The organism is Sorangium sp. So ce1014 (genome assembly GCF_051521505.1).
Taxonomy (GTDB): domain Bacteria; phylum Myxococcota_A; class Polyangia; order Polyangiales; family Polyangiaceae; genus Sorangium.
This window is the reverse complement of sequence record NZ_CP150356.1, coordinates 11,099,665-11,123,775: the sequence shown is the minus strand read 5'-3', so window position 1 is coordinate 11,123,775 and position 24,111 is coordinate 11,099,665. Positions and strand designations below refer to the sequence as shown.

At 73.8% G+C, this 24,111-nt stretch carries 7 protein-coding genes and 1 pseudogene; 3 read left to right on the top strand and 5 right to left on the bottom strand.

Annotated features, from left to right (window positions below):
- Nucleotides 1-31: 31 nt before the first annotated feature.
- The 3 genes and pseudogenes from WME75_RS42175 to WME75_RS42165 all read left to right on the top strand — a co-directional run bounded on the left by WME75_RS42175 (nucleotide 32) and on the right by WME75_RS42165 (nucleotide 2,345).
- Nucleotides 32-505, top strand: a complete 474-nt coding sequence (locus WME75_RS42175) for a nucleoside 2-deoxyribosyltransferase domain-containing protein (protein WP_437483006.1) — start codon at nucleotides 32-34, stop codon at nucleotides 503-505.
- Between the two features lie 189 nt (nucleotides 506-694).
- Nucleotides 695-1,066 (top strand): annotated as a pseudogene (locus WME75_RS42170) (hypothetical protein); the annotation flags it as partial.
- 406 nt (nucleotides 1,067-1,472) lie between these two features.
- Nucleotides 1,473-2,345 carry a hypothetical protein gene (locus WME75_RS42165; RefSeq protein WP_437483003.1) on the top strand — a complete coding sequence of 291 codons (873 nt, stop codon included), beginning with the start codon at nucleotides 1,473-1,475 and terminating at the stop codon, nucleotides 2,343-2,345.
- A 381-nt stretch (nucleotides 2,346-2,726) separates the two neighbouring features.
- On the opposite strand, the gene WME75_RS42160 is transcribed toward WME75_RS42165, so the two are convergent.
- The 5 genes from WME75_RS42160 to WME75_RS42140 form a co-directional block, all read right to left on the bottom strand.
- A complete protein-coding gene (locus tag WME75_RS42160; protein ID WP_437483000.1) occupies nucleotides 2,727-2,978 on the bottom strand; it encodes a hypothetical protein in 252 nt (83 codons plus the stop codon).
- A gap of 288 nt (nucleotides 2,979-3,266) precedes the next feature.
- Nucleotides 3,267-4,721, bottom strand: a complete 1,455-nt coding sequence (locus WME75_RS42155; RefSeq protein WP_437482997.1) for a diaminobutyrate--2-oxoglutarate transaminase — start codon at nucleotides 4,719-4,721, stop codon at nucleotides 3,267-3,269.
- Between the two features lie 10 nt (nucleotides 4,722-4,731).
- Entirely contained in the window at nucleotides 4,732-8,706 is a 3,975-nt protein-coding gene (locus WME75_RS42150) for a non-ribosomal peptide synthetase (protein WP_437482994.1), read from the bottom strand.
- Nucleotides 8,703-17,729 (bottom strand): amino acid adenylation domain-containing protein, encoded by a 9,027-nt coding sequence (locus tag WME75_RS42145; RefSeq protein WP_437482991.1) that lies wholly within the window; start codon nucleotides 17,727-17,729, stop codon nucleotides 8,703-8,705. The genes WME75_RS42150 and WME75_RS42145 overlap by 4 nt, the downstream gene beginning before the upstream one ends.
- Nucleotides 17,730-17,733: 4 nt before the next feature.
- Nucleotides 17,734-24,108 carry an amino acid adenylation domain-containing protein gene (locus WME75_RS42140; protein ID WP_437482988.1) on the bottom strand — a complete coding sequence of 2,125 codons (6,375 nt, stop codon included), beginning with the start codon at nucleotides 24,106-24,108 and terminating at the stop codon, nucleotides 17,734-17,736.
- Nucleotides 24,109-24,111: the final 3 nt, after the last annotated feature.

Below are 24,111 nucleotides of genomic sequence, written 5' to 3'. Positions count from 1 at the left end.
ACAACGGGCTCTCATCGGCGAGGTCTTTCTCATGATCGAGGTGCTGGCGCCGCGGCCGTTCGACGGCGCGACGACTCCGAAGCTCTTTCTTGCCGGATCCATCGATAACGGCCAGGCCGAGCCGTGGCAGGCGGGCGTCGTGCAGGAGCTCGCCGATCTCGACGTGATGATCCTCAACCCGCGGCGGGAGCGGTGGGAGCCGGACTGGGCGCAGAGCCTCGATAACCCGAGCTTCGTCGAGCAGGTGGCGTGGGAGCTTCGCGGGCTCGAGGAGGCGGACGTCATCCTGATGTACCTCGCGCCGGGCTCGAAGGCGCCGATCAGCCTGCTGGAGCTCGGCCTGTTCGGCCGCACCGGGAAGATGCATGTCGTCTGCCCGGAGGCGTTCTGGCGCAAAGGCAACGTGGATGTGGTGTGCGAGCGGTATGGGATCCCGCGCTACGCGAGCTTGCCAGAGGGGCTGCGCGCGGTGCGCGGCGCGCTCCTGCCGAGGAGCGGCGGTTAGCGCGACGGAGCGCTTCGCGGGATCAGCTCCTCGCGTGGCCCCGAGAGCCCTCTCGTGGAGCCCGGTGCTCTGACGTCGGGGCACACGCAGGTCACAAGGCGTGACGAAACTGCCGGTCTGCTCGGAATTTAGAAATGAGAGGTGGCTGCTGATCGTGACGATCGACGCGGCGATGGCGCGGTGGTGCTCGGGGCGTTCCTGGCGGCGGCAGCCGGGCTCGATGAGGAGCGCCGGGCCTTGTACGGGGACGTGGTGCTATCCTCGCTGAACGCAGCGGCGAGGCGGACGTTGGAGGCGATGGTGAAGAGCGGATACGAGTTTCAGAGCGAGTTCGCGCGTAGCTACGTGGCCAAGGGTAGGCAGGAGGGCCGGCAGGAAGGGCTCCTGGAAGCCAAGGCGCAGGCCGTGCTCGCCTTCCTCGAGGCCCGCGGCCTGGAGGTCCCCGTCGAGGTGCGGGAGCGCGTCCTCGCGAGCACCGATATCGCCGAGCTGGACCGCTGGGTACGCCGCGCCGCGGTCGTCAGCGACGCCCGGGAGCTCCTCACCACGACCGGCTCCTGAGGTTCGCGCCTCCTCGTCTTCGGGCCGGCTGATGGCCATCGCGCCGGTGAGCGGGTGTCGATCGCGGGTGTGATGGTCGGCCCATCGCCTGCCCGAGCGAAGGGCGGCATCCAGGCATCGTCGCATCATCGCATCATCGACAGGGAGCGCTACAGGTGCTCGCTGTGGAGCTCCGATCGCGTCAGGTCCCGTCGCGGGATCAGTTCTTCTCTTACCCCCGAGATCCCTCTCCTGGAGCCCCGTGTCCGCCGTCGGGGCACACGCAGGTCACAAGGCGTGACGACCTCACCGGTCTGCTCGGAATTTAGAACTGGGAGGTGGCTGCTCGGGCCCCTGTGGAACCGTCCACAAGAGCCAGAGAGGCCGCTTGAATCCAGTATGACTGCAAATGACCGAGAGACTACCGATGCCCTCAGTAACCCACGAAGCCCTGGTGGAGCTGTTCAAGAACCGGCCGACGCTGGCCGCCGAGATGCTGCAAGACGCGCTCGGCCAGCCGGTACCGGCCTTCACGGAGGCGCGCGTCGAGTCCTCCGACCTGACGGAGGTGATGCCCTCGGACCGGAGGGCGGACGTCATCGTCGTGCTGCTGGTCGGCGAGCAGCAGCGGCCCGCGATGGCGATCGTCGTCGAGGTCCAGCTCGGCGTGGATCCGGACAAACCGTATGTCTGGCCGGTGTATGTCGTCCAGACGAGGGCCCGGCACCGCTGCCCGGCCCGGCTGCTCGTCGTGACGATCGACGCGAGCATGGTGCGGTGGTGCTCGCGGCCGATCGAGACGGGCCATCCTGGCTGGACGCTGACGCCGCTGGTGCTCGGGCCCGAGGGTGTCCCGGTCGTCACGGACGCCGAGCAGGCGAAGGCGGCGCCCGAGGTGTCCGTGCTCTCGGCGATGGCGCACGGGCAGGGCGAGGCGGCGGAGGCAATCGGCGTGGCGTTCCTGGCGGCGGCAGCCGGGCTCGATGAGGAGCGCCGGGCCTTGTACGGGGACGTGGTGCTATCCTCGCTGAACGCAGCGGCGAGGCGGACGTTGGAGGCGATGATGAAGAGCGGGTACCAGTTTCAGAGTGAATTCGCGCGCAGCTATGTGGCGAAAGGGCAGATCGAGGCCAAGGCACACGACGTGCTCGCCTTCCTCGAAGCCCGCGGCCTGGAGGTCTCCGCCGAGGTGCGGGAGCGCGTCCTCGCGAGCACCGATATCGCCGAGCTGGACCGCTGGGTACGCCGTGCCGCGGTCGTCAGCGACGCCAGGGAGCTCCTCGCCACAAGCGACTCCTGAGCGCGCGACCGCGTGGTGACGAGAGCCTCAAGGCCCCTCGCACCCAAGCCGAGCTCCCGCGTCAGCCGAATCGATCCACGAGGAAATCGAGCTCGGCGCGCTCCTGGAACCCAACGCGGCGCAGGATCGGGCGCGACATCGGGCCGGCTCTCGTCACAATCCTTGGCGTTTCGCGACGGATCGCGCGGACTCTGCTCTTGTTTGAGCACGCCCCTCCTTTCGCGCATCCCTGTCGCTACAAGACACAGAATGCGCTGCAAACACGGCTCGGTCGTGTGTCACTGTGCGAGCTCTCCGCTGTGTGCGATACCGACGCGCAGCGCTGCGGCGATGGTGTGCAGGATACGTGCGAGGTTTGCTCTGGCTCCGATGGCAGCCCGGTCAGTGCAGCGACGTGACCAAGGCGTGCGACGGCGACGTCAGCGAGACGTGCAGATCGCTCGGATACACGGGAGGCGGCCTCGCATGCAGCGACGTCTGCTCGATCGATATCCGTGACTGCGACTCTCGCCTCGGGGCACCCCACCAGCTCGCGTGCGCGCGGCCGCGCATCGACGGGTACAACGTCGGCGACATCGCGATGGCGAGCGACGAACAGGGCCTCGCCGCGGCATGGCTGAGCTTCGACGACACGATCCTCTTCGCCCGCTTGTCGATGAGCCTCGAACGCTGGCGGGCGACGGCGCCGCGCTCGTGTGGACGACGTCTTCCGCCGAGCCGGCGAGCAGCCGGTTCGTTCTCGGCCGCACGCAGCGCTGAGACGCGCGGCCAGACACCCGCGGCGCGACGCGCGGCCAGACACCCGCGGCGCGACGCGCGGCCAGACACCCGCGGCCGACGCGCGGCCAGACACCCGCGGCCGACGCGCGGCCAGACACCCGCGGCCCCGGCCCCTCCGCCCCAGGAGGAGGCCCCGGGCAGCTACTGGCAGGACGCCGCGAGCGCCTGACCGAAGAGCCTCGCCACCTCGTCGATCTGAGCCGCCGTGATGATGAGCGGCGGGAGGAACCGCACAACGCTCCCGTGGCGGCCGCCGAGCTCCACGATGAGCCCCCGCCGCAGGCACTCGCGCTGCACCCGCGCGGCGAGATCGGAGTGGGCAGGGCGCGCCCCGAGCGCGTCGGGCATGGCCGCCGCGTCGACGAGCTCCACGCCGATCATCAGGCCGCGCCCGCGCACCTCGCCGATGCACGCGAGCTCCTTGCCGAGCGCCGCAAGCTGCAGCTGGAGCCGCGCGCCGAGCTCCGCGGCCGCCGCGTCGAGGCGCTCGGCGCGCAGGACCGAGATCGTGGCCGAGCCCGCCGCCATCGCGAGCTGGTTGCCGCGAAACGTGCCCGCGTGGGCGCCCGGTCGCCAGGTGTCGAAGCGCTCGTGATACACCACCACCGACATCGGCAGCCCGCCGCCAAGCGCCTTGGAGAGGACCAGCACGTCCGGCTCGATGCCGGCGTGCTCGAACGCGAACATGCGCCCGGTGCGGCCGAACCCCGACTGCACCTCGTCGAGGATCAAGGGGATGTCATGGCGCGTCGCCAGCCCCCGCAGCCCCTTCAACCAGGCCGGCGGCGCCGGGATCATGCCCCCCTCGCCCTGGATCGCTTCAAGAATGATGGCCGCAGGCTTGGGCACGCCGCTCTCCGGATCGGACAGCAGGTTGTCGATGTACGCGAGCGAGGCCGCGATGCCAGCATTGCCGCCGAGCCCGAACGGGCAGCGGTACTCGTACGGATACGGCAGGAACTGCACGCCTTGCAGGCTGGAGCCGAGCGCGACCTTGGGCCCGAGATTGCCCATCAGGGTGAGCGCGCCGTGCGTCATGCCGTGATACGCACCCTGAAATGCGAGCACCGTCCCGCGCCCGGTGGCCGTCTTGACCAGCTTCAGCGCAGCTTCCACGGCGTCAGCCCCGGTGGGGCCGCAGAACTGGATCCGCGCATGGCGGGCGACGCTGACCGGCAGCACGCCGAGCACGTCTTGCATGAAGCGGTCCTTGACCGGCGTGGTGAAATCGAGCGCGTGCAGCGGCAGACCGGAGCGCAACGTGCTCTCCAGGACCTCGATCACCGCCGGGTGGTTGTGCCCGAGCGCCAGGGTGCCAGCCCCGGCCAAACAATCGATGAACACACGCCCGAGGACGTCCTCCACGTACACGCCCTGCGCGCGCGAGAGCGCCAGCGGCAAGCGCCGCGGGTACGTGCGGGCGTTCGACTCCCGCTGCCGCTGCCGCTCGAGCAGGGGGTGATCGTCGAAATCGTACAGGGCGCGCCGCCGGTGGCGCTCGGCCAGCTCGGCGGCGAGGCTCGCCACGTGCGTCGGTCTGGACGACAGCGGAGACGGGTCGAATGCAGGCAAACTGGATACTGTCGACAAGCTCATCGGATGCTCCCTAGGGAGAAGGGTTGTTTGATTCCGGGCGCTCCAGGGCGCGTTCATCGAGATCCAGGACCTCCAGGGCCGCGCGCACGCGCGCATGCACGTCGGCCCCCTGCACGGCGGCGAGGTGATCGCCGGGGAGATCCGCCGTGTGCACCGCGCCCGACGTGATGCGCTGCCAGTCCATGGGCGGGCCGCCGTGGTACGCGAGCGTCTCGGCGCTCCACCACGCATGGATCGGCGCCGCGACGCACCGCGGCGGCAGATCGTTCGTGAGCAGGGCCGCGCCTCGAAGCAGCGCGTACCGGTGGTGATAGGCGGCGGGCGGGATGTCGCTCGACGCGAAGCCGCGGGCCTGCGCCCAGCGCACGGCCTCCGCCACCCGGTCGCCGTCGCTCAGCCCCTTCAGCCGCTCCCGCAGCGCGTCGAGCTCCGCCGGCGCGAGCGCGAGCAGCTCCGCGCCGCGGCCCTGATCGATGTACGCCGCCAGCTCCTCGACGACATCCGGCTCGCCCGCCGCGTAGAGCCGCGTGCGCGGCTGCGTGTCCAGCAGGCCGAGGAAGGCGACCCGCTCGCCCTGCTCCTCCAGCGTCCGGGCGACGGCGAGCGCCAGCACGCCGCCCACCGACCACCCGAGGAGGCGGTACGGCCCGCGCGCCTGCCGCTCCCGGATCTCGCGCGAGAGCCGCTCGACGATCCGAGGGAGCGAGAGCGCCCCGGCCTCACGCGCGAGCGATGGGCCCAGATCGAGCCCGAGCACCGGCTGCTCCTCGCTCATGGCCGCGGCGAGGCCCTGGTAGGCCATGACGTGCAGGCCCGAGGAGTCCACGCAGAAGAGGGGAGGGCGCGACCCGCCCGCGCGGAGCACGACGACGCTCGACGCGGGGCGCTCGTCCGCGAGCAGGCGGGCCAGCCCCGCGACGGTCGGCGCCTCGAAGATCGCCATCAACGACAGGGAGCCGCCGAGCGCCTGCTGGATCCGGTGCATCAGCGGGATCGCCATCAGCGAGTGCCCGCCGAGGTCGAAGAAGCTGTCCTCGACGCCGATCTGCGGGCGCCCCAGCACGTCGGCCCAGATGCGCGCGAGCGCCTCCTCGACCGGCGTGCGCGGCGCGACGTACTCGCGCCGCCGCCGCGCGGCAGGGCTGGGCAGCGCCTTGCGATCCACCTTCCCGTTGGCGGTCAGGGGCAGCGCGTGGAGCAGCACGAAGTCGCTCGGGTGCATGTACTCGGGGAGCCGATCCCTGAGGAACCCGCGCAGCGCGGCCTCGTCGAGCGCCCCCTCCCGGGGCACCACGTACGCGACGATCGCGCGCCCGCCCGCGCCGTCCTCGCGGGCGACGACGACCGCCTGCCCGACCGCGGGGTGCTCCCGGACGCGCGCCTCGATCTCCCCGATCTCCACGCGGTAGCCGCGGATCTTCACCTGGTGATCGCGCCGGCCCATGAACTCGATGGCGCCGTCGGGGCGGTACCGCGCCCGATCGCCCGTGCGGTAGAGGCGCGCGCCCACGCCGAAGGGGTGCGGCACGAACCGCTTCGCGGTCAGATCCGGCTGGCCGAGGTACCCGCGCGCGAGGCCGGCGCCGCCCAGGTAGAGCTCGCCCACCGTGCCCGCCGGCGCCGGCTCCAGGCGCTCGTCGAGGACGTACGCCTCGGCGTTGGCGAGGGGGCGGCCGATCGGCACCGAGGCGCACCCGCGCCGGTCACGCAGCGCGCCGAGCGGCTGCACGAGCGCGCCCACCGTCGTCTCGGTCGGCCCGTAGTGGTTCGCCACCGCGCAGCCGCCCGAGAGCGCCGCGATCCGCTCGATGAGGGCGAACGGCAGCGCCTCTCCGCCCAGCACAAGGAGCCGCCGCGGCAGCACCGCCGCCCCCTCGCCCGTGTCGAGCAGCGCGCTCAGGTGCGACGGCACGATCTTCAGCACGTCGATCGGCCAGCGCCGGTAGTACTCCGAGAAGAGCCTGCCGTCGGTGGCCGTCTCGTAGCCGATCACGTGGAGGCACCCGCCCGAGGCGAGCGCGCCGAAGAGGCTCGTGTTGCCGAGATCGGCGCTCAACGTCGAGACGGTCGCGAAATGCAGGCCCGCCTCGATCCCGAGCGCCTCGCACACCGAGCGGGTGTAGCTGGCGATGCCGCGGTGCGTTATTGCGACGCCCTTGGGCTCGCCGGTCGAGCCGGACGTGAAGATGACGGACGCGATGTCGTCGAGCTGCACCGGCGCGGCCGGGTCGGCGGCGGGCTCGCCGTCGAGCAGCGCCGCGTCGTCGAGCGAGAGGACGGCGCAGTCGGTGTCCGGCAGCCGGGCGCGGGCAGGCGCGTTCGTGAGCAGGACGGAGAAGCCGGCGCGCCGGATCTGCTGGGCGAGCCGCTGCGCGGGGGCGTGCGGGTCGAGCGGCACGTAGGCCCCTCCGGCCTTGAGGATGCCGAGGAGGCCCGCGATCATGTCCACGGATCGCTCGCAGCAGAGGCCGACCGGGCTGCCGCCGCCGACGCCGCGCCGGCGGAGATGGTGGGCGAGCCGGTTGGCCTGCCGGTTCAGCTCACCGTAGGTCAGCCGCCGATCCCCCGCGACAACGGCCAGCGCATCGGGCTGCCGCGCGGCGTGCTCCTCGAACGACGCATGCAGGCACCGCGGCGGCGCGGCGTCGTGCGCCGCCCCCCGGCCCGCCGAGAGCCGCCGCGCCCGCTCCGAAGGGTCGAGCAGGTCGAGGCGCTCCACGGGCGCCGACCAGGCCCCGGCCGCGCTGCCGAGCAGCGCACGGTACTGCTCGGCCAGGCCGAGGACGCCCTCCGCCCCGCACCGGCGCGCGTCGTGCCAGAGCGAGAGGCGCACGCGGCCTCGCCCGCGCTGCGCCGAGAGCGCGAGCTTGAGCCCGCCCGCGCCCGTGCACCGGCGCTCGACGCTCCACGCGAGGCCGCCCGCCACCCGGGGCTCCGGGAGCGAGGAGAACTCGAAGCCGACGGTGCTCCCGGGCCCCGCGCCGTCCGCCGGCAGGTCGGGGTTCCAGCGCTCCTCGGCTTCCTCGGTCGCCTCCTCGACGCCTGCCTGCGCCCGGCGCACAAGCTCGGCGAACCGCTGCGCGTCGTCCACGCGGCACGGCACCGGGAGCCACCTGGCCACCGGGCCCATGACCTCCTGGACGTCCTCGATCGTCCGCCCGGCCGAGGCCACGGCGACGAGGAGCTCCCGCGACCCGGTGAGGCGCGCGAGGTGGACCTGGAAGGCCGCGAGCAGGACCGACGAGAGCGAGGCGCCCTCGCCGCGGGCCAGCGACTCCAGCCGGTCGAGCAGCGCGGCGTCGACGTCGATCTCGACGGCCTCGCCGGAGGCGCCGCCCTCGAAGGCGGCGCCCTCGAAGGGGAGGACGACGGGCATCCCCGGAGGCGCCGGGGCGCCCTCCGCCGAGCCGACGAGATCGTTCTGCCACTCGGCAAACTGGGCGTATTGCACCGGCTCCTCCCCGCTCGCGCCTCGCTCGCCGGCGCCGGCGTAGGCCTCGGCCAGCTCGCCGAACAGCAGGTCCATCGTCCACGCGTCGGCGCAGAGCGCGGGCGCGGCGACGAGCAGGTCGTGCAGCCGGTCGGCGCGGCGCACAAGCCAGACGTGAAGCAGCGGCCCGCGCTCGAGGTCGAGCTCGAGCCGCGCGGCCTCGCGCCAGAGCGCCTCGACGTGCGCCTGCTGCTCGCCGGCCGCGCGGCCGCCCAGATCCACGCGGCGCCACGCGGGCGCCGCCCCACTGGCGGCCTGCAGCGGGAACTTGAGGCGCGGATCCCGGCGGAACGTCGTCCTCAGGATCTCGTGCCGCGCGACGACCTGGCCGAGGGCATCGGCCAGCCGCGCGGCATCGAGGTTTCCCTCCAGCCGGATCAGCCCGCGCGTGCACACCGCGATCCCGCTCCGGTGGAGCGCCCACAGGCGCCGCTGCTGCGGCGACAGGCGCACGCCCTGGACGCTCGGCCCGAGCTCCATGACCTGCGCCGTCATGTCGCCACCGCGCCCTGGGCCGCCTGCGTCGCCCGCTCGGCCGTCATCATCTCGCCCATGGCGACCACGATCTTCCGCGGACCCGAGAACGGGTCGCGGCCGTGGGCCACGAGCATGTTGTCGAGCAGGATGACGTCGCCCTCCTGCCACGGGAACCGCACGGCGCAGCGCTCGTAGGCCTCGCCGAGCGCGCGGGTCGTCTCCGCCTCGATCGGCGCGCCGTCGCCGTAGACCACGTTGCGGGGCAGCCACTCCTCGCCGAGCATCGCCAGGAGCGACTCGCGCACCGGCGCCTCCAGGTACGCCGGGTGGTGCAGCTGGACCTGGTTGAAGAACACCTGCTCTCCCGTCTTCGGATGCGAGAGCACGGCCGGGCCGCGCTGGCCGATCCGCAGCCGGCCGCCCGCGAGCCACGCGCACCGCATGCCGCCCGCGCGGCAGCGCTCCTCCACGACCGCGGGATCCGTCGTGTGGAAGAAGTCCTGCCAGCTCACGTCGAAGCCCGGCGTGAAGTTGCGCACGTAGAGCAGCCCCGTCCGCCGGAAGCGCTCGCGGACGTCCGGCGCGAGCGCCTCGTAGAGCCGGCGGCAGTCGACGATCGGCGTCGCGCCGCCCTCCGGCGCGGCCTGCACGCAGTAGAACCACTGCTTCATCGGCCAGCGCGGGAGGTGCGAGCTCTCGTTGTGGAACAGGATGGCCTTGTCGGCCGGGTACGGCGTCGAGCTGTAGATGTGCTGCCCGGTCTTCTCCCGCGGAAGGTCGCCGTACTCGCCGAACAGCTCGCCGCAGAGGGCCTGCGCGACCTGCTCGAAATCCGGGACCGACCGGATCGGGAAGCCGCGGAACAGGACGGCCCCGTGCCGGAGCAGCTGCGCCTCGACGAACGCCCGCTCCTCGCGGGCCCAGGCCGCGAGCTCCACGTCGTCCACCGCCGGCTTCACGACGAGCGGCAGCGGCCCGGCGTCCAGCGTGCTCGTCGCGACGAGCGCGCTGGGACCCACGTCCACCTTGCGGGGGGTGATGCGCTTGAGGCTCCGGAGCCGGCCCTCGTCGCGCGCGCGTCCTTCCACGGTGCGTTCCTTCCTCTCGGCTGCCGCGAGCGCCGTCACGCGGCGGTCGGGGTCGTCCACGATGGCCCGCAGCACGGCCATGAAGTGGGCCGCCATCGCGGCGATCGTCGGCGGCTCGAACAGATCGGCGCGGTACTTCCACGCGCACGCGAGCCCCTCGTCCGTCTCCTCGACGAACACGCCGAGGTCGAACCGCGACACCTCCCGGTCGAGATCCACGGGGCTGATGCGGATCCCGGGCAGCGAGATGTCGGACGCCGGCACGTTCTGCAGCACGAACAGCGTCTGCACGAGGGGGTGGCGGCCGGGCTCGCGGGCCGGCCGCACGGCGTCGACGACCTGCTCGAACGGCAGATCCTGGTGCGCGTACGCGTCGAGCGTGACCTCCCGGACCCGCTGAAGGAGCTCCCGGAACGTCGGCAGGCCGCCGAGATCCGTGCGCAGGACCAGCAGGTTGACGAAGAACCCGATGAGCCCCTCGGTCTCGGCGCGGTTGCGGCCCGCGACGTCGGTCCCGACGAGGAGGTCGCTCTGGCCCGTGCGCCCGAGGAGCATGACCTTGAACGCGGCGAGCAGCGTCATGAAGAGGGTCGCGCCCTCGCGCCGGCCGAGCGCGCGCAGGGCGTCGGAGAGCGCGCGGTCCACCGCGATCGTGTGGCGCGCGCCGCGGTAGCTCGGCGCGGCGGGCCGCGGGTGATCCGGGCGCAGATCGAGCGCCGGCGGGTGCCCGGAGAGCCGCTCGCGCCAGGCGCCGAGCAGCGCCTCGCGGGTCGCGCCCTGGATCCACCGCCGCTGCCAGACGGCGAAGTCCGCGTACTGGACCGGCAGCGGCCGCAGCGCCGGCGGGCGCCCGGCCCTCGCCGCCACGTACAGCTCGGCCAGCTCCGCGACAAGCACGTTCAGGGTCCAGCCGTCCGCCACGATGTGGTGGACGACGATGACCAGCACGAGCTCGTCGTCGCGGAGCCGGATCGCGGTCACCCGCAGGAGCGGGCCGCGACCGAGGTCGAACGGCCGCTCCGCGCGGCCTTCGGCCAGGCGCTGGACCGCCGCGCCGTGCTCCGCGGCGGGCGTCGCCGACAGGTCCACCACCTCGAACGCCGGCGCGCCCTCGGGGGCGATCACCTGCACCGGCTCGCCCGAGGCCACGCCGAACGTGGTCCGCAGCGACTCGTGGCGCCGGACGAGCGCGGCAAGGCTGTCCCTGAGCCGCGCGACGTCGAGCTCCCCCTCGACGCGCACGGCGGCGGTCATGTTGTACCCGGCGCTGTCGGGCTCGAGCTGGGCCAGGAACCACAGGCGCTGCTGCGCGAACGAGAGCGGCAGCGGCCCCTGCCGCGGCGCCGGGACGAGCGGCGGCGCCCCGGCCGCCGGCGCGCCGGCGAGCGGGCCGCGGCGTCGATCGACGTCGCCGGCGAGCTCCGCCACGGTGGGGTGATCGAACAGGCTGCGGAGCGGCAGCTCGACGCCGAGCGCCTTGCGCACGCGCGACACGACCTGCGTGGCGAGGAGCGAGTGCCCGCCCAGCTCGAAGAAGCCGGTGTGGACGCCGACCCGCTCGAGCCCCAGCACCTCCGCCCAGATCGCGGCGAGGGCCTCCTCGGTCGGCGTCGTGGGGGCGCCTGCCGCCGCGCCTCCCGGATCGGCCGCGGGCGCCTCCGGCGCCGGCAGGGCCTTGCGGTCCACCTTGCCGTTCGGGGTGAGCGGCAGCGCGGACAGCGCGACGAACGCGGGCGGCACCATGTAGTCGGGCAGCGTCTCCTTCAGGAAATCGCGCAGGCGCTCCGGCGCCGGGGGCGCGCCGCCTTCGCCGACGACGTAGGCCACGAGCCGCTTGCCGGACGAGCGCTCCTCCCGGACCGCGACCACGGCCTCGCGGACCTCCGGGTGCTGCGCGAGGCGCGCCTCGATCTCGCCGAGCTCGATGCGGAAGCCGCGGATCTTCACCTGGTGATCCCGCCGCCCCGAGAACTCGAGGGTGCCGTCCGCGAGGCGCCGGCCGAGATCGCCGGTCCGGTACATGCGCGCGCCGGGCACGTCGCCGAAGGGGTCGGGCACGAAGGCCTCCGCGGTCCGGGCGGGGTCGTTCAGGTAGCCTCGCCCCACGCCGATGCCCGTGACGCAGATCTCGCCGGTCACGCCGACGGGCGCGAGGTCGTCGCCCGTCACGACGTAGAGCTTCACGTTGGGCACGGGCCGGCCGATGGGCACGTGGACGAGCTCGGGCCCCGGGGCCGCCGTGATCGCGTGCAGCGCGACGTCGTCGGCGCACTCGGCCGGCCCGTAGGCGTTCATGAGCGGGACGCGGGGGTAGCGCGCGAACCACCGGCGGCAGAGGTCGGGCGTCAGCGCCTCGCCGGTGGGCAGCATCCACCGGAGGCGCGCGAGGCGCGGCGCGTCCTCCTCGGCCCCCACGAGCTCCCGCAGGAGCGAAGGGACCAGCTCGAGGACCGTGATCCCCTGCGCCTCGGCCTCCTCCAGCAGGCGCCGCGGATCGCCCACGATCTCGTCGGGGACGATGTGCACGCGGCCGCCGCAGAGCAGCGCCGTCAGCAGCTGCCACACCGAGATGTCGAAGCACTGGGACGCGGTCTGGCCGATCACGTCCGAGGCGCCGAGCTCCAGCGCGGGGATCTTCCCCCACACGTTGTTGAGCATCCCGGCGTGCTCGACCATCGCCCCCTTCGGCACGCCGGTCGAACCGCTCGTGTAGATGACGTAGGCGAGGTGGCCGGGGCCGGCGAGCCGCGGGAGATCATCGACAAGCGCGGGCCCGCGCTGCGCGGCGAGGCGCTCGCGCGTCACGAACCGAGGCCGGGCTGGCTCCGGCAGGTGCGCGAGCGCCTTCGCGAGCCGCGGGACCCACGCCTCCGAGGTCACGACCACGGGCGCGCGGCTCGCCTCGACGACCCCGGCGATGCGCTGCTCCGGCTGGTGAGGATCGAGCGGGAGGTACGCGCCGCCGGCCTTGAGCACGCCGAGCAGGGCGACGACCAGCTCGATGTCGCGCGACTCCAGCACGGCGACGATCGTGTCCGGACCGACCCCCTGGGCCCGCAATGCGTGGGCCACCTGGTTGGCGGCGCGGTTCAGGGCCGCGTAGGTGAGCCGGCGCCCGCGGCACGTGACCGCCTCGGCGTCGGGCGTCCTCCGCGCCTGAGCCTCGAACAGCGACACATAGCTCGGCGCGGCGGGCTCCGCGCGCTTCGTGCTGTTCCACTCCAGGAGCAGCTGCCGGCGCTCGCGCTCCTTCAGGAGCGCGAGGTCGCCCAGCCGCGCCTCCGGACGGCGGGCCATCTCCGAGAGGAGCTCGACAAGGTGGCCGAGCATCCGCTCGACGGCGTCGTGATCGAACAGGCGCCGGTCGTACGAGAGCCGGATCCCGAGCCCCGCGCCCGGGTAGGCCACGACCGTCATCGGGTAGTTCGTGTGGACCCGGTCCTGCTCGTAGGAGAGACGGACCTCGCCCACCTGCTCGCCGAGGCGGGGGTCCTTCGGCGCGTTCTCGAAGACGAGGAGGCTGTCGAACAGCGCCTGTCCCTTGGGGAGCTCGCTCCACCGCTGGATCTCCACGAGCGGCGGATACTCGACCTCGCGGATCCGGTAGTTGTGGGCCAGGAGTCCCTTGAGCCACGGGAGGAGCGGCTGCTCGGGCGAGACGCGCACCCGCAGCGGCAGGCTGTTGATGAAGAGGCCCACGATCGTCTCCACGCCGGGCAGATCGGTCGGGCGGCCCGCCACGGTCACGCCGAACACGACGTCGCGCCGGCCGCTGTAGCGGCTCAGGAGGAGCGCCCAGGCCCCTTGCACCAGGGTGTTGGGCGTCAGCCCGTGCTTGTGCGCGAGGCCGAGGAGCGCCTCGGTCAAGGCCGGCGGCAGCTCGACGAACGCGTCGCTCACCCCGGCCCCCGCGGGCGGCGCGGCCCCGTCGGGGAGGATCCGGTCCACGCCGAGGGGCGTCGGCTCGGCGAAGCCGCGGAGCTCCTCGCGCCAGAACCGCTCGGCCGCCGGGAGGTCCTGCCGCGCGAGCCAGGCGATGTAGTCGCGGTAGGGGCGCGGCTCGGGCAGCTCCAGCGAGCGGCCCTCGATCAGGGCCGCGTAGTACGACAGGCACTCCATCATCAGCACGGAGAAGCACCAGTCGTCCGTGAGGATGTGGTGGAAGCTCCGCACGATGCGGTAGGCGTCCTCCCGCACGCGGATCAGCCGGAGCCGCATGAGCGGCGCGCGCGTCATGTCGAGCCCTTCGGCGAGCTCGGCCTCGAGCGTCTCGGCGAGGCGCCGCTCCTGCTCGGCCTCGGTCTTGTCGCGCCAGTCGAGGACGTGGATGACGTCGGAGAGGTCGACCTGCCGGTGGACGATCTGGAGCGGTCGCTCGAGATCCTTCCAGACGAAGGAGGTCCTCAGGATGGGGTGCCGCGCCGCCACCCGCCGCCAGGCCTCGATGACGAGGCCGCCGTCGAGCGCGCCGTGCCACACGTAGTGCTGCTGCATCAGGTAGATGCCCGAGCCCGGGTTCAGCAGGGTGTGGAAGAGCATCCCCTCCTGCATCGGCGAGAGCGGGTAGACGTCATCGAGCCCCGCCGGGTCCGGCAGGTTGCGCGCGAGCTCGTCCTGCGTGAGGCCGCTCAGCGCGAACCGCGGAGGCGTCGCCCCGGGCGGCTCTCCCTGCGGCGCGCCGGCCTCGTCCGGGCCCGCAACGGTGGCGGCGCCCGCGGCCGCGACCGGCGCCGCGGTGGAGCGCGCGACCGCCGCGGCGCCGGCCACGGTGGGGTGGTCGAACAGGTCCTTCGGGCTCAGCTTGACGCCGCGCTGGTTGGCGCGCGCGATGACCTGGAGGCTCCGGATGGAGTCGCCGCCGAGGGCGAAGAAGTTGTCGTGGATGCCGACCCGCTCCACGCGCAGGATCTCGGCCCAGATCTGGGCGAGCGTGGCCTCGACCTCGCTCCGCGGCGCGACGAAGCCGGCGGCCTCCGGCGCGCCCGCCCGCCCGGGCTCGGGCAGCGCCGCGCGGTCGACCTTGCCGTTCGCGGTGAGCGGCAGCGCGGGCAGCGCCACGATCACGGCGGGCACCATGTGGTCGGGGAGCCCCAGCGCGAGCCGGCCGCGGAGCGCCGCGACGTCGAGCGCCGCCGCCTCCCGGCCGACGACGTAGGCCACGAGGCGCGTGGTCCCGCCGGCGTCCCGCGCCGCCACGACCGCCTCGCGCACCTCGGGCTGCTCGCGCAGGCGAGCCTCGATCTCGCCGAGCTCGACCCGGTGGCCGCGCAGCTTGATCTGGTGGTCGGTGCGCCCGAGGAACTCGATCGCGCCGTCCGCCCGGAGGCGCGCCCGGTCCCCGGTGCGGTACAGGCGGCCGCCCGGGGCGCCCCCGAACGGATCGGGGACGAAGCGCTCCGCCGTCAGCTCGGGGCGCGCGTGGTAGCCGCGCGTCACGCCGGCCCCGCCCAGGTAGAGCTCCCCGGGCACGCCCACCGGCACCGGTTCCATATTTACACCAAGGACATATGCCTGGGTGTTCGGGAGCGGCCGGCCGATGGGCACGGTCGCTGCGGATCGGCCGCCTGCGGCATCGATCTGCCATGTAAGCGAGCCCACTGTGGTTTCCGTGGGACCGTAATGATTCAGGACGGTGCACCCCGGCGAGAGCGCGCGGATCCGGTCGATGAGCTCCCAGCTGGAGGCTTCCCCGCCGAGCACGAGGCAGCGCGCGGGCAGCACGCGCTCGGGCTGCGCCGCCTCGAGGAGCGCGGTGAGGTGGCTGGGGACGATCTTGAGCGCGTCGACCCCGTGGCGGCTCATGTACTCGGCGGTGGCGTCGGGATCGAAGATCCGCGCTTCGGACAGGACGTGCAGCGCGCGGCCCGAGCAGAGCGCGCCGAAGAGCGACGTGTGCCCGAGATCCGCCGCCACGGTCGAGACGAGCGCCATGCCGCCGCCCTCGGCGAGGGGCAGCCGCGTGAGCACGCCGCGCACGTAGTTCACGAGGTGGCGGTGCTCGACGGCCACGCCCTTCGGGCGCCCGGTCGAGCCCGAGGTGTAGATGAGGTAGGCCAGGTTCTCCGGCCGGGCCGTCGCGCCGAGCGGCGCGTCGGATTCGGCCGCGAGGGCGCCCGCGTCGCGGTCGAGGAAGAGCAGCGCCGGCCCCGGCCCGTCGAACGCGCCGGCCCATGATTCCTGGGTGATCACGACCTTCGCGCCGCTGTCCTCCACGACGGCGCGCAGCCGCTCGCGCGGGAATTTCGGGTCGACGGGCACGTACGCGGCGCCGGCCTTGAGCGCGCCGAGCAGCGCGAGGATCAGCTCCGCCGAGCGCTCGATGCACAGGACGACCCGGTCCTCGGGCCCCACGCCGAGCGCCCGCAGCCTCCGCGCCAGCTGGTTCGTCCGCCGGTCGAGCTCCCCGTAGGTCAGCGCCGTCTCCTCGCAGACGACCGCCAGGGCGTCGGGCCGCGCGGCGGCGTGCGCCGCGAAGAGCTCGTGGACGCAGGCCGGCGGGAAGTCGGCGGCCGTCGCGTTCCACTCGGAGAGCAGGCGCCGCCGCTCCGCGCCGCCCACGAGGGGCAGCTCGGCCAGCCGGGCGTCCGGCCGCGCCGCCATCGCCTCGAGCAGCGCGCGGCACTGGCCGAGCAGGCTGGCCGCGGCCTCGTGCGTGAGGCGCCGGCGCTCGTAGCTCAGGATGAGCCCGAGCTCGCTCGACGGCTCGACGATGAGCGACGCCGGGTAGTTGTTGCGCCCGGCGGTGAGCAGGGCGTCGCCGACGCGCCCGCCGCCGGGCCGGGGCAGGGCGCGGACGCGAACGTCGCGAACGTCGCGAACGTCGCGAACGTCAGATTGCACGCCGCTCACGTCCTCCTCGGGGTAGCTGTCGAACACCACAAGGGTGTCGAAGAGCGACCGCCCGCCTGGCACCTCGCTCCAGCGCTGGACGCTGGACAGGGGGGTCCACTCGTACTGGCGCAGCTCGCTGTTCCGGTCCTGCAGCCGCGAGAGCCAGGCGGCGAGCGGCTCGTGCTCGTCCACGCGGACCCGCACCGGCAAGGTGTTGATCAGCACGCCGACGATGGCCTCGGAGCCGGGGAGCTCCGGGGGGCGGCCCGACACCGTGGAGCCGAAGACAACGTCGGCCTCTCCGCTGTGCCGGGAGAGCAGGAGGGCCCACGCGCCCTGCACGAGGGTGTTCAGCGTGACGCGCAGGCGCCGCGCGCAGGCCGCGAGCGCCTCCGTCTCGGCCCGCGAGAAGCGGAGCGCCTGCTCGGCGCAGGGGAACGCGCCGTCGCCCGCGGCGGCCGCCGGACCGGCCTCCAGCGGGAGCGGCGTCGGCGCCCGGAACCCGGCCAGCGCGCCGCGGAAGAACCGCTCGGCAGCGCCTTCGTCCTGGGCCTGCACCCACGTGAGGTACTCCCGGTACGGGCGCGGCCGCGGCAGCTCGGGCGTCGTGCCCCGCGCGAGTGCCTTGTAAATGAACAGCGCCTCTCTCAGCAGGAGGGCGAAGCTCCACCCGTCGAGCAGGAGGTGGTGATGGCTGTTGATGAAATAAAAGGCCTCCTCCTCGGCCCGGGCCACCGTGAGCCGCATGAGGGGCGCCTTCAGCAGGTCGAAGCCGGCGCGCCGGTCCGCGGCCATGAGCTCGACGAGGGCCTCCTCGCGCTCGCGCGCGTCGAGCCCGCGGAGATCGTGCCGCGAGAGCGGGATCGTCGCTCGCGGGCGGACGACCTGCACCGGCCTGTTCACGCCCTCCCAGACGAAGCCGGTGCGCAGGATGGGGTGCCGCTCCGCGAGCGCCTGCCAGGCGCGCTCGAAGGCGTCGAGATCGAGCCGCCCCTCCAGGAGGAAGGCCGTCTGGACGAAGTACGGGTCGGCGGACCGATCCGAGACCGCGTGAAAGAGCAATCCCTGCTGGAGCGGGGAGAGATAGTGAATCGACTCAACGTCTTTCTTCTTGTTCGTCATGGCGTCAGTCCAGGGCTTGCAGGATGGAGTCCAGCTCGTCCGACGCGAGCGCGACGTCGGTGAAGTCCGATGGCGTGTAGCCGCCGGCGTCAGGAGACAGGCAGTGCGCGATCAGCTCTCTCAGCGCGTCGCGCCACAGCGCGCTGACCGCCGCGACCGTCTCTTGCCGGTACCGCGCGGCGCTGTAGCGGAAGGTCGCCTCGAGGCGGCCGTCGTACACCGCCGCGTCGATCTCGATCTCGTACGCGAGCGGGCTGCCCGGGTCGTGCTCGGCGCCGGGCGACTCCGCGGCCAGGGAGAACCGCGCGCCGGCGCCCACCACCTGGTCCCACTGCCCCAGGTAGTTGAACCCGATGCCGGGCGTCGGCAGGCGGCGCAGCCGGTCGGCGATCGCCCCCGTCCCGAGCTCCCGCACCGCGCCGTAGGGGAGGCCGCGCCGCGGGATGCGGCGGAGCTGCTCCTTCACCGTCTTGAGCACGGCGCCCGGCGCCGCGTCCGGCGCGACCTCGAGCAGCACCGGGTAGGCGCTCGTGAACCACCCGACCGTGCGCGACAGGTCCAGGTCTTCGCCGTCGAGCGCCTCGCGCCCGTGGCCCTCGACCTCGATCGCCGCCACGCGCTGCCCGGTCCACCGCCCGAGGGCCAGGGCCAGCCCGGCCACCAAGACCTCGTCGACGCGCGTCCGGTATGCCTCCGACACCGCCTCCAGCAGCGATCGCGTCTCGGCCCCGCTCAGCCCCGCCTTGACCGTGGCCATGGCCGTCTCCGCGCGATCCCCGGCCGGCGTGTCGACCGGCAGCGGCGCCGCCCGGTCCCAGGGCAGCCCGAGCCAGAAGGCCGCTTCTTCCTGGAGGGCGGCGTCCTGCGCCGCGGCCTCGAGGCGCTCCGCCCACCGCTTGAACGAGGTGGTCCTGCCGGGCAGCTGCGCCGGCGCCCCGCGGCGGGCCTGGTCGTAGGCGGTCTGGAGATCGTCGAGGAGGATCCGCCACGACACGCCGTCGACGACAAGGTGGTGCGCGGCCAGCAAGAGCCGTCCCGGCCGGCCGGCGCCGAGGTCGAAGGCGACCACGCGGAGCACCGGCCCCGCCGTCAGGTCCAGGCTCGCCTGCCAGCGGGACGCGTGCGCCTCGATCGCCCGCGGCAGGTCGGCCTCGGGCACCCTGGAGAGGTCCGCCCGATGCGCGACGGCCTCGGGCTCGCCGGGCGCGTGCGTCTGGCGCCACGCGTCTCCCTCCGGCACGTAGCGCAGCCGCAGGGCGTCGTGGTGGCGCAGGAGCGCCTGCACCGCCGCCTCCAGGGCCGGCCCGTCGAGGGGCTCGTCGACCGTGAGCAGGAGCGCCTGGTTCCAGTGATGGGGGTTCGGCAGATCGCGCGCGAAGAACCGCCGCTGGATCGGGGTCAGGGGAACGTCGCCCGTCGCCGGCTCCTCCCCGGCCGCCGCCGCGACCGAGGCGACGCCCGCGGCGGCCGAGAGCTCCGCGAGGGTCTGGTGCTGGAACATCTGGCGCGCCGTCAGGCGGAGGCCCGCCTGCTTCGCGCGCGACACGACCTGCAGGCTCAGGATCGAGTCGCCGCCCAGCTCGAAGAAGTTGTCGTCGCGGCCGACGCGCTCGCGGCCCAGCACCGCGGCCCAGATCTCGGCGAGCTGCGCCTCGACGTCCGTGGCGGGAGCGGCGTCCGGGGGCGCTCCTCCCGCGCCCGCAGGCGGCGCCGCCTCGCGGAGCGCGTCCGCCGGCGGCGCCGCCTCGGGCGGCTCGGGCTGCGCCGGGGCCGGCGCCTCCGGCAGCGGCAGCTCGCCGAGCCGCGCGGTCGGCCGCGCCGCGATCGCCTCCAGCACGGCGCGGAGGTCGTCCGCCATGCGGCGGATCGTGCCCTCCTCGAAGAGCTCCGTGCTGTACTCGAACGTGCCGCTCAGCCCCTCCGGCGCGGTCGCCATGTGAAGCGAGAGGTCGAACTGCGCGCTGCCCGGATCCACCTCGACGGGCCGGAGCTCGAGGTCGGCGAGCGGGAGCGCGCGCCGCGAGGCCTCCTGGAGCGAGAACATCACCTGGAACAGCGGCGTGCTGCCGAGATCCCGCGCCGGCCGGAGCGCCTTCACGAGCTGCTCGAACGGCAGGTCCTGGTGCGCCTGCGCGGCCAGCACCTCCTCCCGCGTCCGCGAGAGGAGATCGGTGAAGCGCGGGTTCCCCGCGAGGTCCGCCCGCAGCACGAGGGTGTTGACGAAGAGCCCGATGAGCCCCTCGACCTCGACGCGCGTGCGGCCCGCGATCGGCGTCCCGATGCAGAGGTCCGTCTGGCCGCTCCTCTGCGCCATGAGCGCCTGGAACGTGGCGAGGAGCAGCATGAACGTCGTGACGCCCTGGCCGCGCGCGAGCGCGCCGAGCTCGGCGGAGAGCTCGCGCGGGAGCGCGAAGTCGAGGCGGGCGCCCCGGTAGGACCGCGCGGCGGGGCGCGGCTTGTCGGTGGGCAGCCGCAGCACCGGCGGCTCCGCGCCGAGCCGCTGGCGGAAGTACGCGAGCTCTCGGTCGAGCGCCGTCTCCGTGAGCCACCCGCGCTGCCACCGGGCGTAGTCGGCGTACTGGATCGGGAGCGCCGGGAGCGCCGCGGCGCGCCCCTCCGCGTCGGCGGCGTAGAGCTCCGCCACCTCGCGGACGAGGACGTTCATCGACCATCCGTCCGACACGATGTGGTGGAGGACGACGAGCAGGAGGTGCTCGCGCTCGCCGAGGCGCACGAGCGCGATCCGGAGCAGCGGCCCGCCGCGGAGGTCGAAGGGCTGGCGGGCTTGCTCCTCGAGCCGCCGCAGCGCCTCGGCCTCGCGCGCCTCCTCGGGCACGGCGCCGAGGTCCCCGAGGGCGATCGTCACCGGCTGCTCGGCGTGGATGACCGCCACCGCCCGGCCGTCGCGCTCCTCGAACGTGGCGCGCAGGGACTCGTGGCGGCGGACCACCGCGGCGAAGCTGCGCTCGAGGCGGGCCACGTCGAGCGGCCCGAGCAGGCGCACCGCCGCGGGGACGTTGTACGACGCGGCGCTCTCCTCGAGCTCGGAGAGGAACCACAGGCGCTCCTGCGCGAAGGAGAGCGGCGGCGGGCCGCTCCGCGGCGCGGCGAGGAGCGGCGGCGCCGGCGGGGCCAGCGGGCCGCGCCGCGCCGCCTCGACGGCGCGCGCCTGGGCGGCCACCGTCGGCGTCTCGAAGAGCGCGCGGAGCGGGAGCTCGACGTCGAGCACGCGGCGCACGCGCGAGAGGACCTGCGTCAAGAGCAGCGAGTGGCCGCCGAGGTCGAAGAACGAGTCCTCCGCGGAGACCCGCTCGACGCCCAGCACCTCGGCCCAGATCCCGGCGAGCAGCTCCTCGGTCGCCGTGCGCGGCGAGACGTGGCTCCGCGCGTCGCCGGACTCGGGGGCGGGCAGCGCGCGCCGGTCGACCTTGCCGTTCGGCGTGCGGGGGAGCGCCGGCAGGAACACGAAGGCCGCCGGCACCATGTACTCGGGCAGGCGCTCCGCGAGCCACGCGCGCAGCGCCTCCGCGGCCGGCGCCCGAGCGCCCGCGGCCACGTCAGCGCCTGCGGCCACGTCAGCGCCTGCGGCCGCGTAGGCGACGAGCCGCCGCACGCCCGGCCGGTCCTCGCGGACGAGCACCGCGGCCTCCTGCACGGCGGGGTGCTCGGCGAGCCGCGCCTCGATCTCGCCGAGCTCGATGCGGTAGCCCCGCAGCTTGACCTGGTGGTCCCGCCGGCCGGCGAACTCGATCGTGCCGTCTTCTCGGTAGCGGCCGAGATCCCCGGTCCGGTAGAGCCGGCGCCCCGGCGCCTGGCTGAAGGGGTCGGGGAGGAACACGGCGGCGGTCCGGCCCGGCTCGCCGAGATAGCCGCGCCCGACGCCGATGCCGCCCACGTAGAGCTCGCCGCTCACGCCGACCGGCGACGGGGCGAGCAGGTGGTCGAGGACGTAGAGCCGGAGGCCGTCCACCGGCCGCCCGATCGGGACCTCGGTCTCGTGCGCCGCGGGCGGCGCGACGATGGGGTGCAGCGCCACGTCGTCCGAGCACTCCGCGGGCCCGTACGCGTTCATGAGGGGCACCGCGGGGTAGCGGTCGAGCCACGCCCGGGCGAGCGCGGCGGGGAGCGCCTCGCCGGTCGGCAGGATCCAGCGCAGCCGCGCGAGGGCCGGCGGCGCGGGGCGCTCGAGGGCCGCGTCCAGCATGCCCTGGAGCACGGCGGGGACGACCTCGGCGACGGCGATCCCCCGGCGCTCGACGTGCTCGAGAAGGCGCGCCGGATCGCGCGTGATCTCGTCGGGCACGATGTCGACCGTGCCGCCGAAGAGCAGGGCGGTGAGGAGCTGCCAGACCGAGATGTCGAAGCACGGCGACGCCGTCTGCGCGATGACGTCGCCCGCCGCGAGGCCGAGCCGCGGGATCTTGCTCAGCATGTTGTTGAGCATCCCGCGCCGCTCGACCATCGCGCCCTTGGGCGCCCCGGTGGAGCCGCTCGTGTAGATGACGTAGGCGAGGTGCCCCGGTCCGCCGCGCTCCTCCGGGTCCTCGTCGGACGAGGCCTCGTCGAGGGCGCCCTCGAGGGTCGCGATCGCCGGCCGGCGCGCCGCGGGCAGCAAAGTAATGGCTCTTTCCAAAGCGCCGCGGTGCCGATCGCGCGTCAGCACCACGCGGGGCTCGCTCGACGCGAGGATCTGCGCCATGCGCTCGGCCGGGTAGGCGGGATCGATCGGCACGTACGCCCCGCCGGCCTTGAACACGGCGAGGATCATGGTGAGCAGCGGGATGCCCCGCTCGTCGAGCAGCGCCACCCGCTGCTCGGGGTGGACGCCACGCGCGCGCAGCGCGTGCGCCGCGCGGTTGGCGTCGCGGTTCAGCGCGGCGTAGGTCAGCCGCCGATCCGCGCAGGACACGGCGACGGCGTCGGGGGTCCGCGCGACCTGGGCGCGGAAGCGCGCGGCGTAGGAGGAGAGGTCCTCCGGGGCCGCGGGCGCCGTGTTCCACGCGACGAGCGCCTGCTGCCGCTCGGCCGGCGTGAGGTGCGGCAGATCGCCGAGGCGCGCGTCGGGCCGCGCGGCCATGCCCTCGAGGAGCGCGCCGAGGTGCCCGAGCAGCCGCGCGGCGAGCTCGGGCCGGACGCGCGACCGATCGTAGGAGAGCTTGAGGGGCAGCTCGGCGTCGGGCCACGACATGATCGTGAGCGGGTAGTTCGTGTGGACACGGTCGCGGACGTCGCCGACCCGGAAGACGATCCGCCCCTCGCGGAGCGCGGGGTCGACCGGCGCGTTCTCGAACACGAAGAGGCTCTGGAACAGCGGCTGTCCGCGCTCGATCTCGCTCCAGCGCTGGATGTCCACGAGCGGCGTGTGCTCGTGCTGCCGCAGCGCCAGGTTCCGATCGAGGATCGAGGCGAGCCACGGCAGGAGCGGCTTGTCCGCGGGGACCGGGACGCGCAGCGGCAGCGTGTTGATGAAGAGGCCCAGGATGGACTCGACCCCAGGCAGCTCCGGGGGACGCCCGGCGACGGTGACGCCGAAGAGCACCTCGGGCTCGCCGCTGTAATGGCTGAGGAGCAGGGCCCAGGCGCCTTGCACCACCGTGTTGAGCGTGAGGCGATGGCGCTGGGCGAGCGCGCGCAGCGCGGCCGTGGGCGCCGCGCCGAGCCGGATCACGAGGTCGTCGATCTGGCCGTGATCCGCGGCCGCCGCGTCGGCGGAGCGCTCCTCGAACCCGAGCGGCGTCGGGGCCCCGAAGCCCTTGAGGGCGCCCCGCCAGAACGCCTCCGCGGCCTGGACGTCTCGCCGCCCGAGCCAGTCGATGTAATCGCGGTAGGGGCGCGCGGGCGCTGGGCGCGACGCGTCGCCCCGGACCAGCGCCTCGTAGTGCGCGAGGAAGTCCATCATCAGGAGCGACGTGCACCACTCGTCGAAGAGGATGTGGTGGAAGCTGTGGACGAGCTCGTGAGTCCGGTCGCCCAGCCGGACGAGGCGGAGGCGCATCACCGGCGCCTTGCCGAAGTCCAGCCCTCGGTCGAGCTCGTCGCGGAGATCCATGGAGATGCGCGCCTCCTGGGCCTCCGCGGTGAGGCCCCGGTGGTCGAGCACCTCGAACGGCAGCTCCACCGCCTTGTGGACGACCTGGAGCGGGCGCTTCTGGCTTCGCCAGACGAAGGAGGTGCGCAGGATCGCGTGCCGCGCCACCACCTCTCGCCAGCCCCGCTCGAACGCGTCGATCTGCAGATCTCCCTCGATGCGATAGCGATTCTGCATGAGGTAGACGCCCGAGGACGGGCGGAGGAGCGTGTGGAACAGCATCCCCTCCTGCATGGGGGAGAGGGGATAGACGCTTTCGATGTTGGCAGACGGATCAGGCTTGCTAGACATGGT

Excerpts from the sequence above, each read along its gene's own strand:
- WME75_RS42175 (WP_437483006.1), top strand. The coding sequence starts at position 32 with ATGATCGAGGTGCTGGCGCCGCGGCCGTTCGACGGCGCGACGACTCCG.
- WME75_RS42165 (WP_437483003.1), top strand. The coding sequence starts at position 1,473 with ATGCCCTCAGTAACCCACGAAGCCCTGGTGGAGCTGTTCAAGAACCGG.
- WME75_RS42155 (WP_437482997.1), bottom strand. The coding sequence starts at position 4,721 with ATGAGCTTGTCGACAGTATCCAGTTTGCCTGCATTCGACCCGTCTCCG.
- WME75_RS42150 (WP_437482994.1), bottom strand. The coding sequence starts at position 8,706 with ATGACGGCGCAGGTCATGGAGCTCGGGCCGAGCGTCCAGGGCGTGCGC.
- WME75_RS42145 (WP_437482991.1), bottom strand. The coding sequence starts at position 17,729 with ATGACGAACAAGAAGAAAGACGTTGAGTCGATTCACTATCTCTCCCCG.
- WME75_RS42140 (WP_437482988.1), bottom strand. The coding sequence starts at position 24,108 with ATGTCTAGCAAGCCTGATCCGTCTGCCAACATCGAAAGCGTCTATCCC.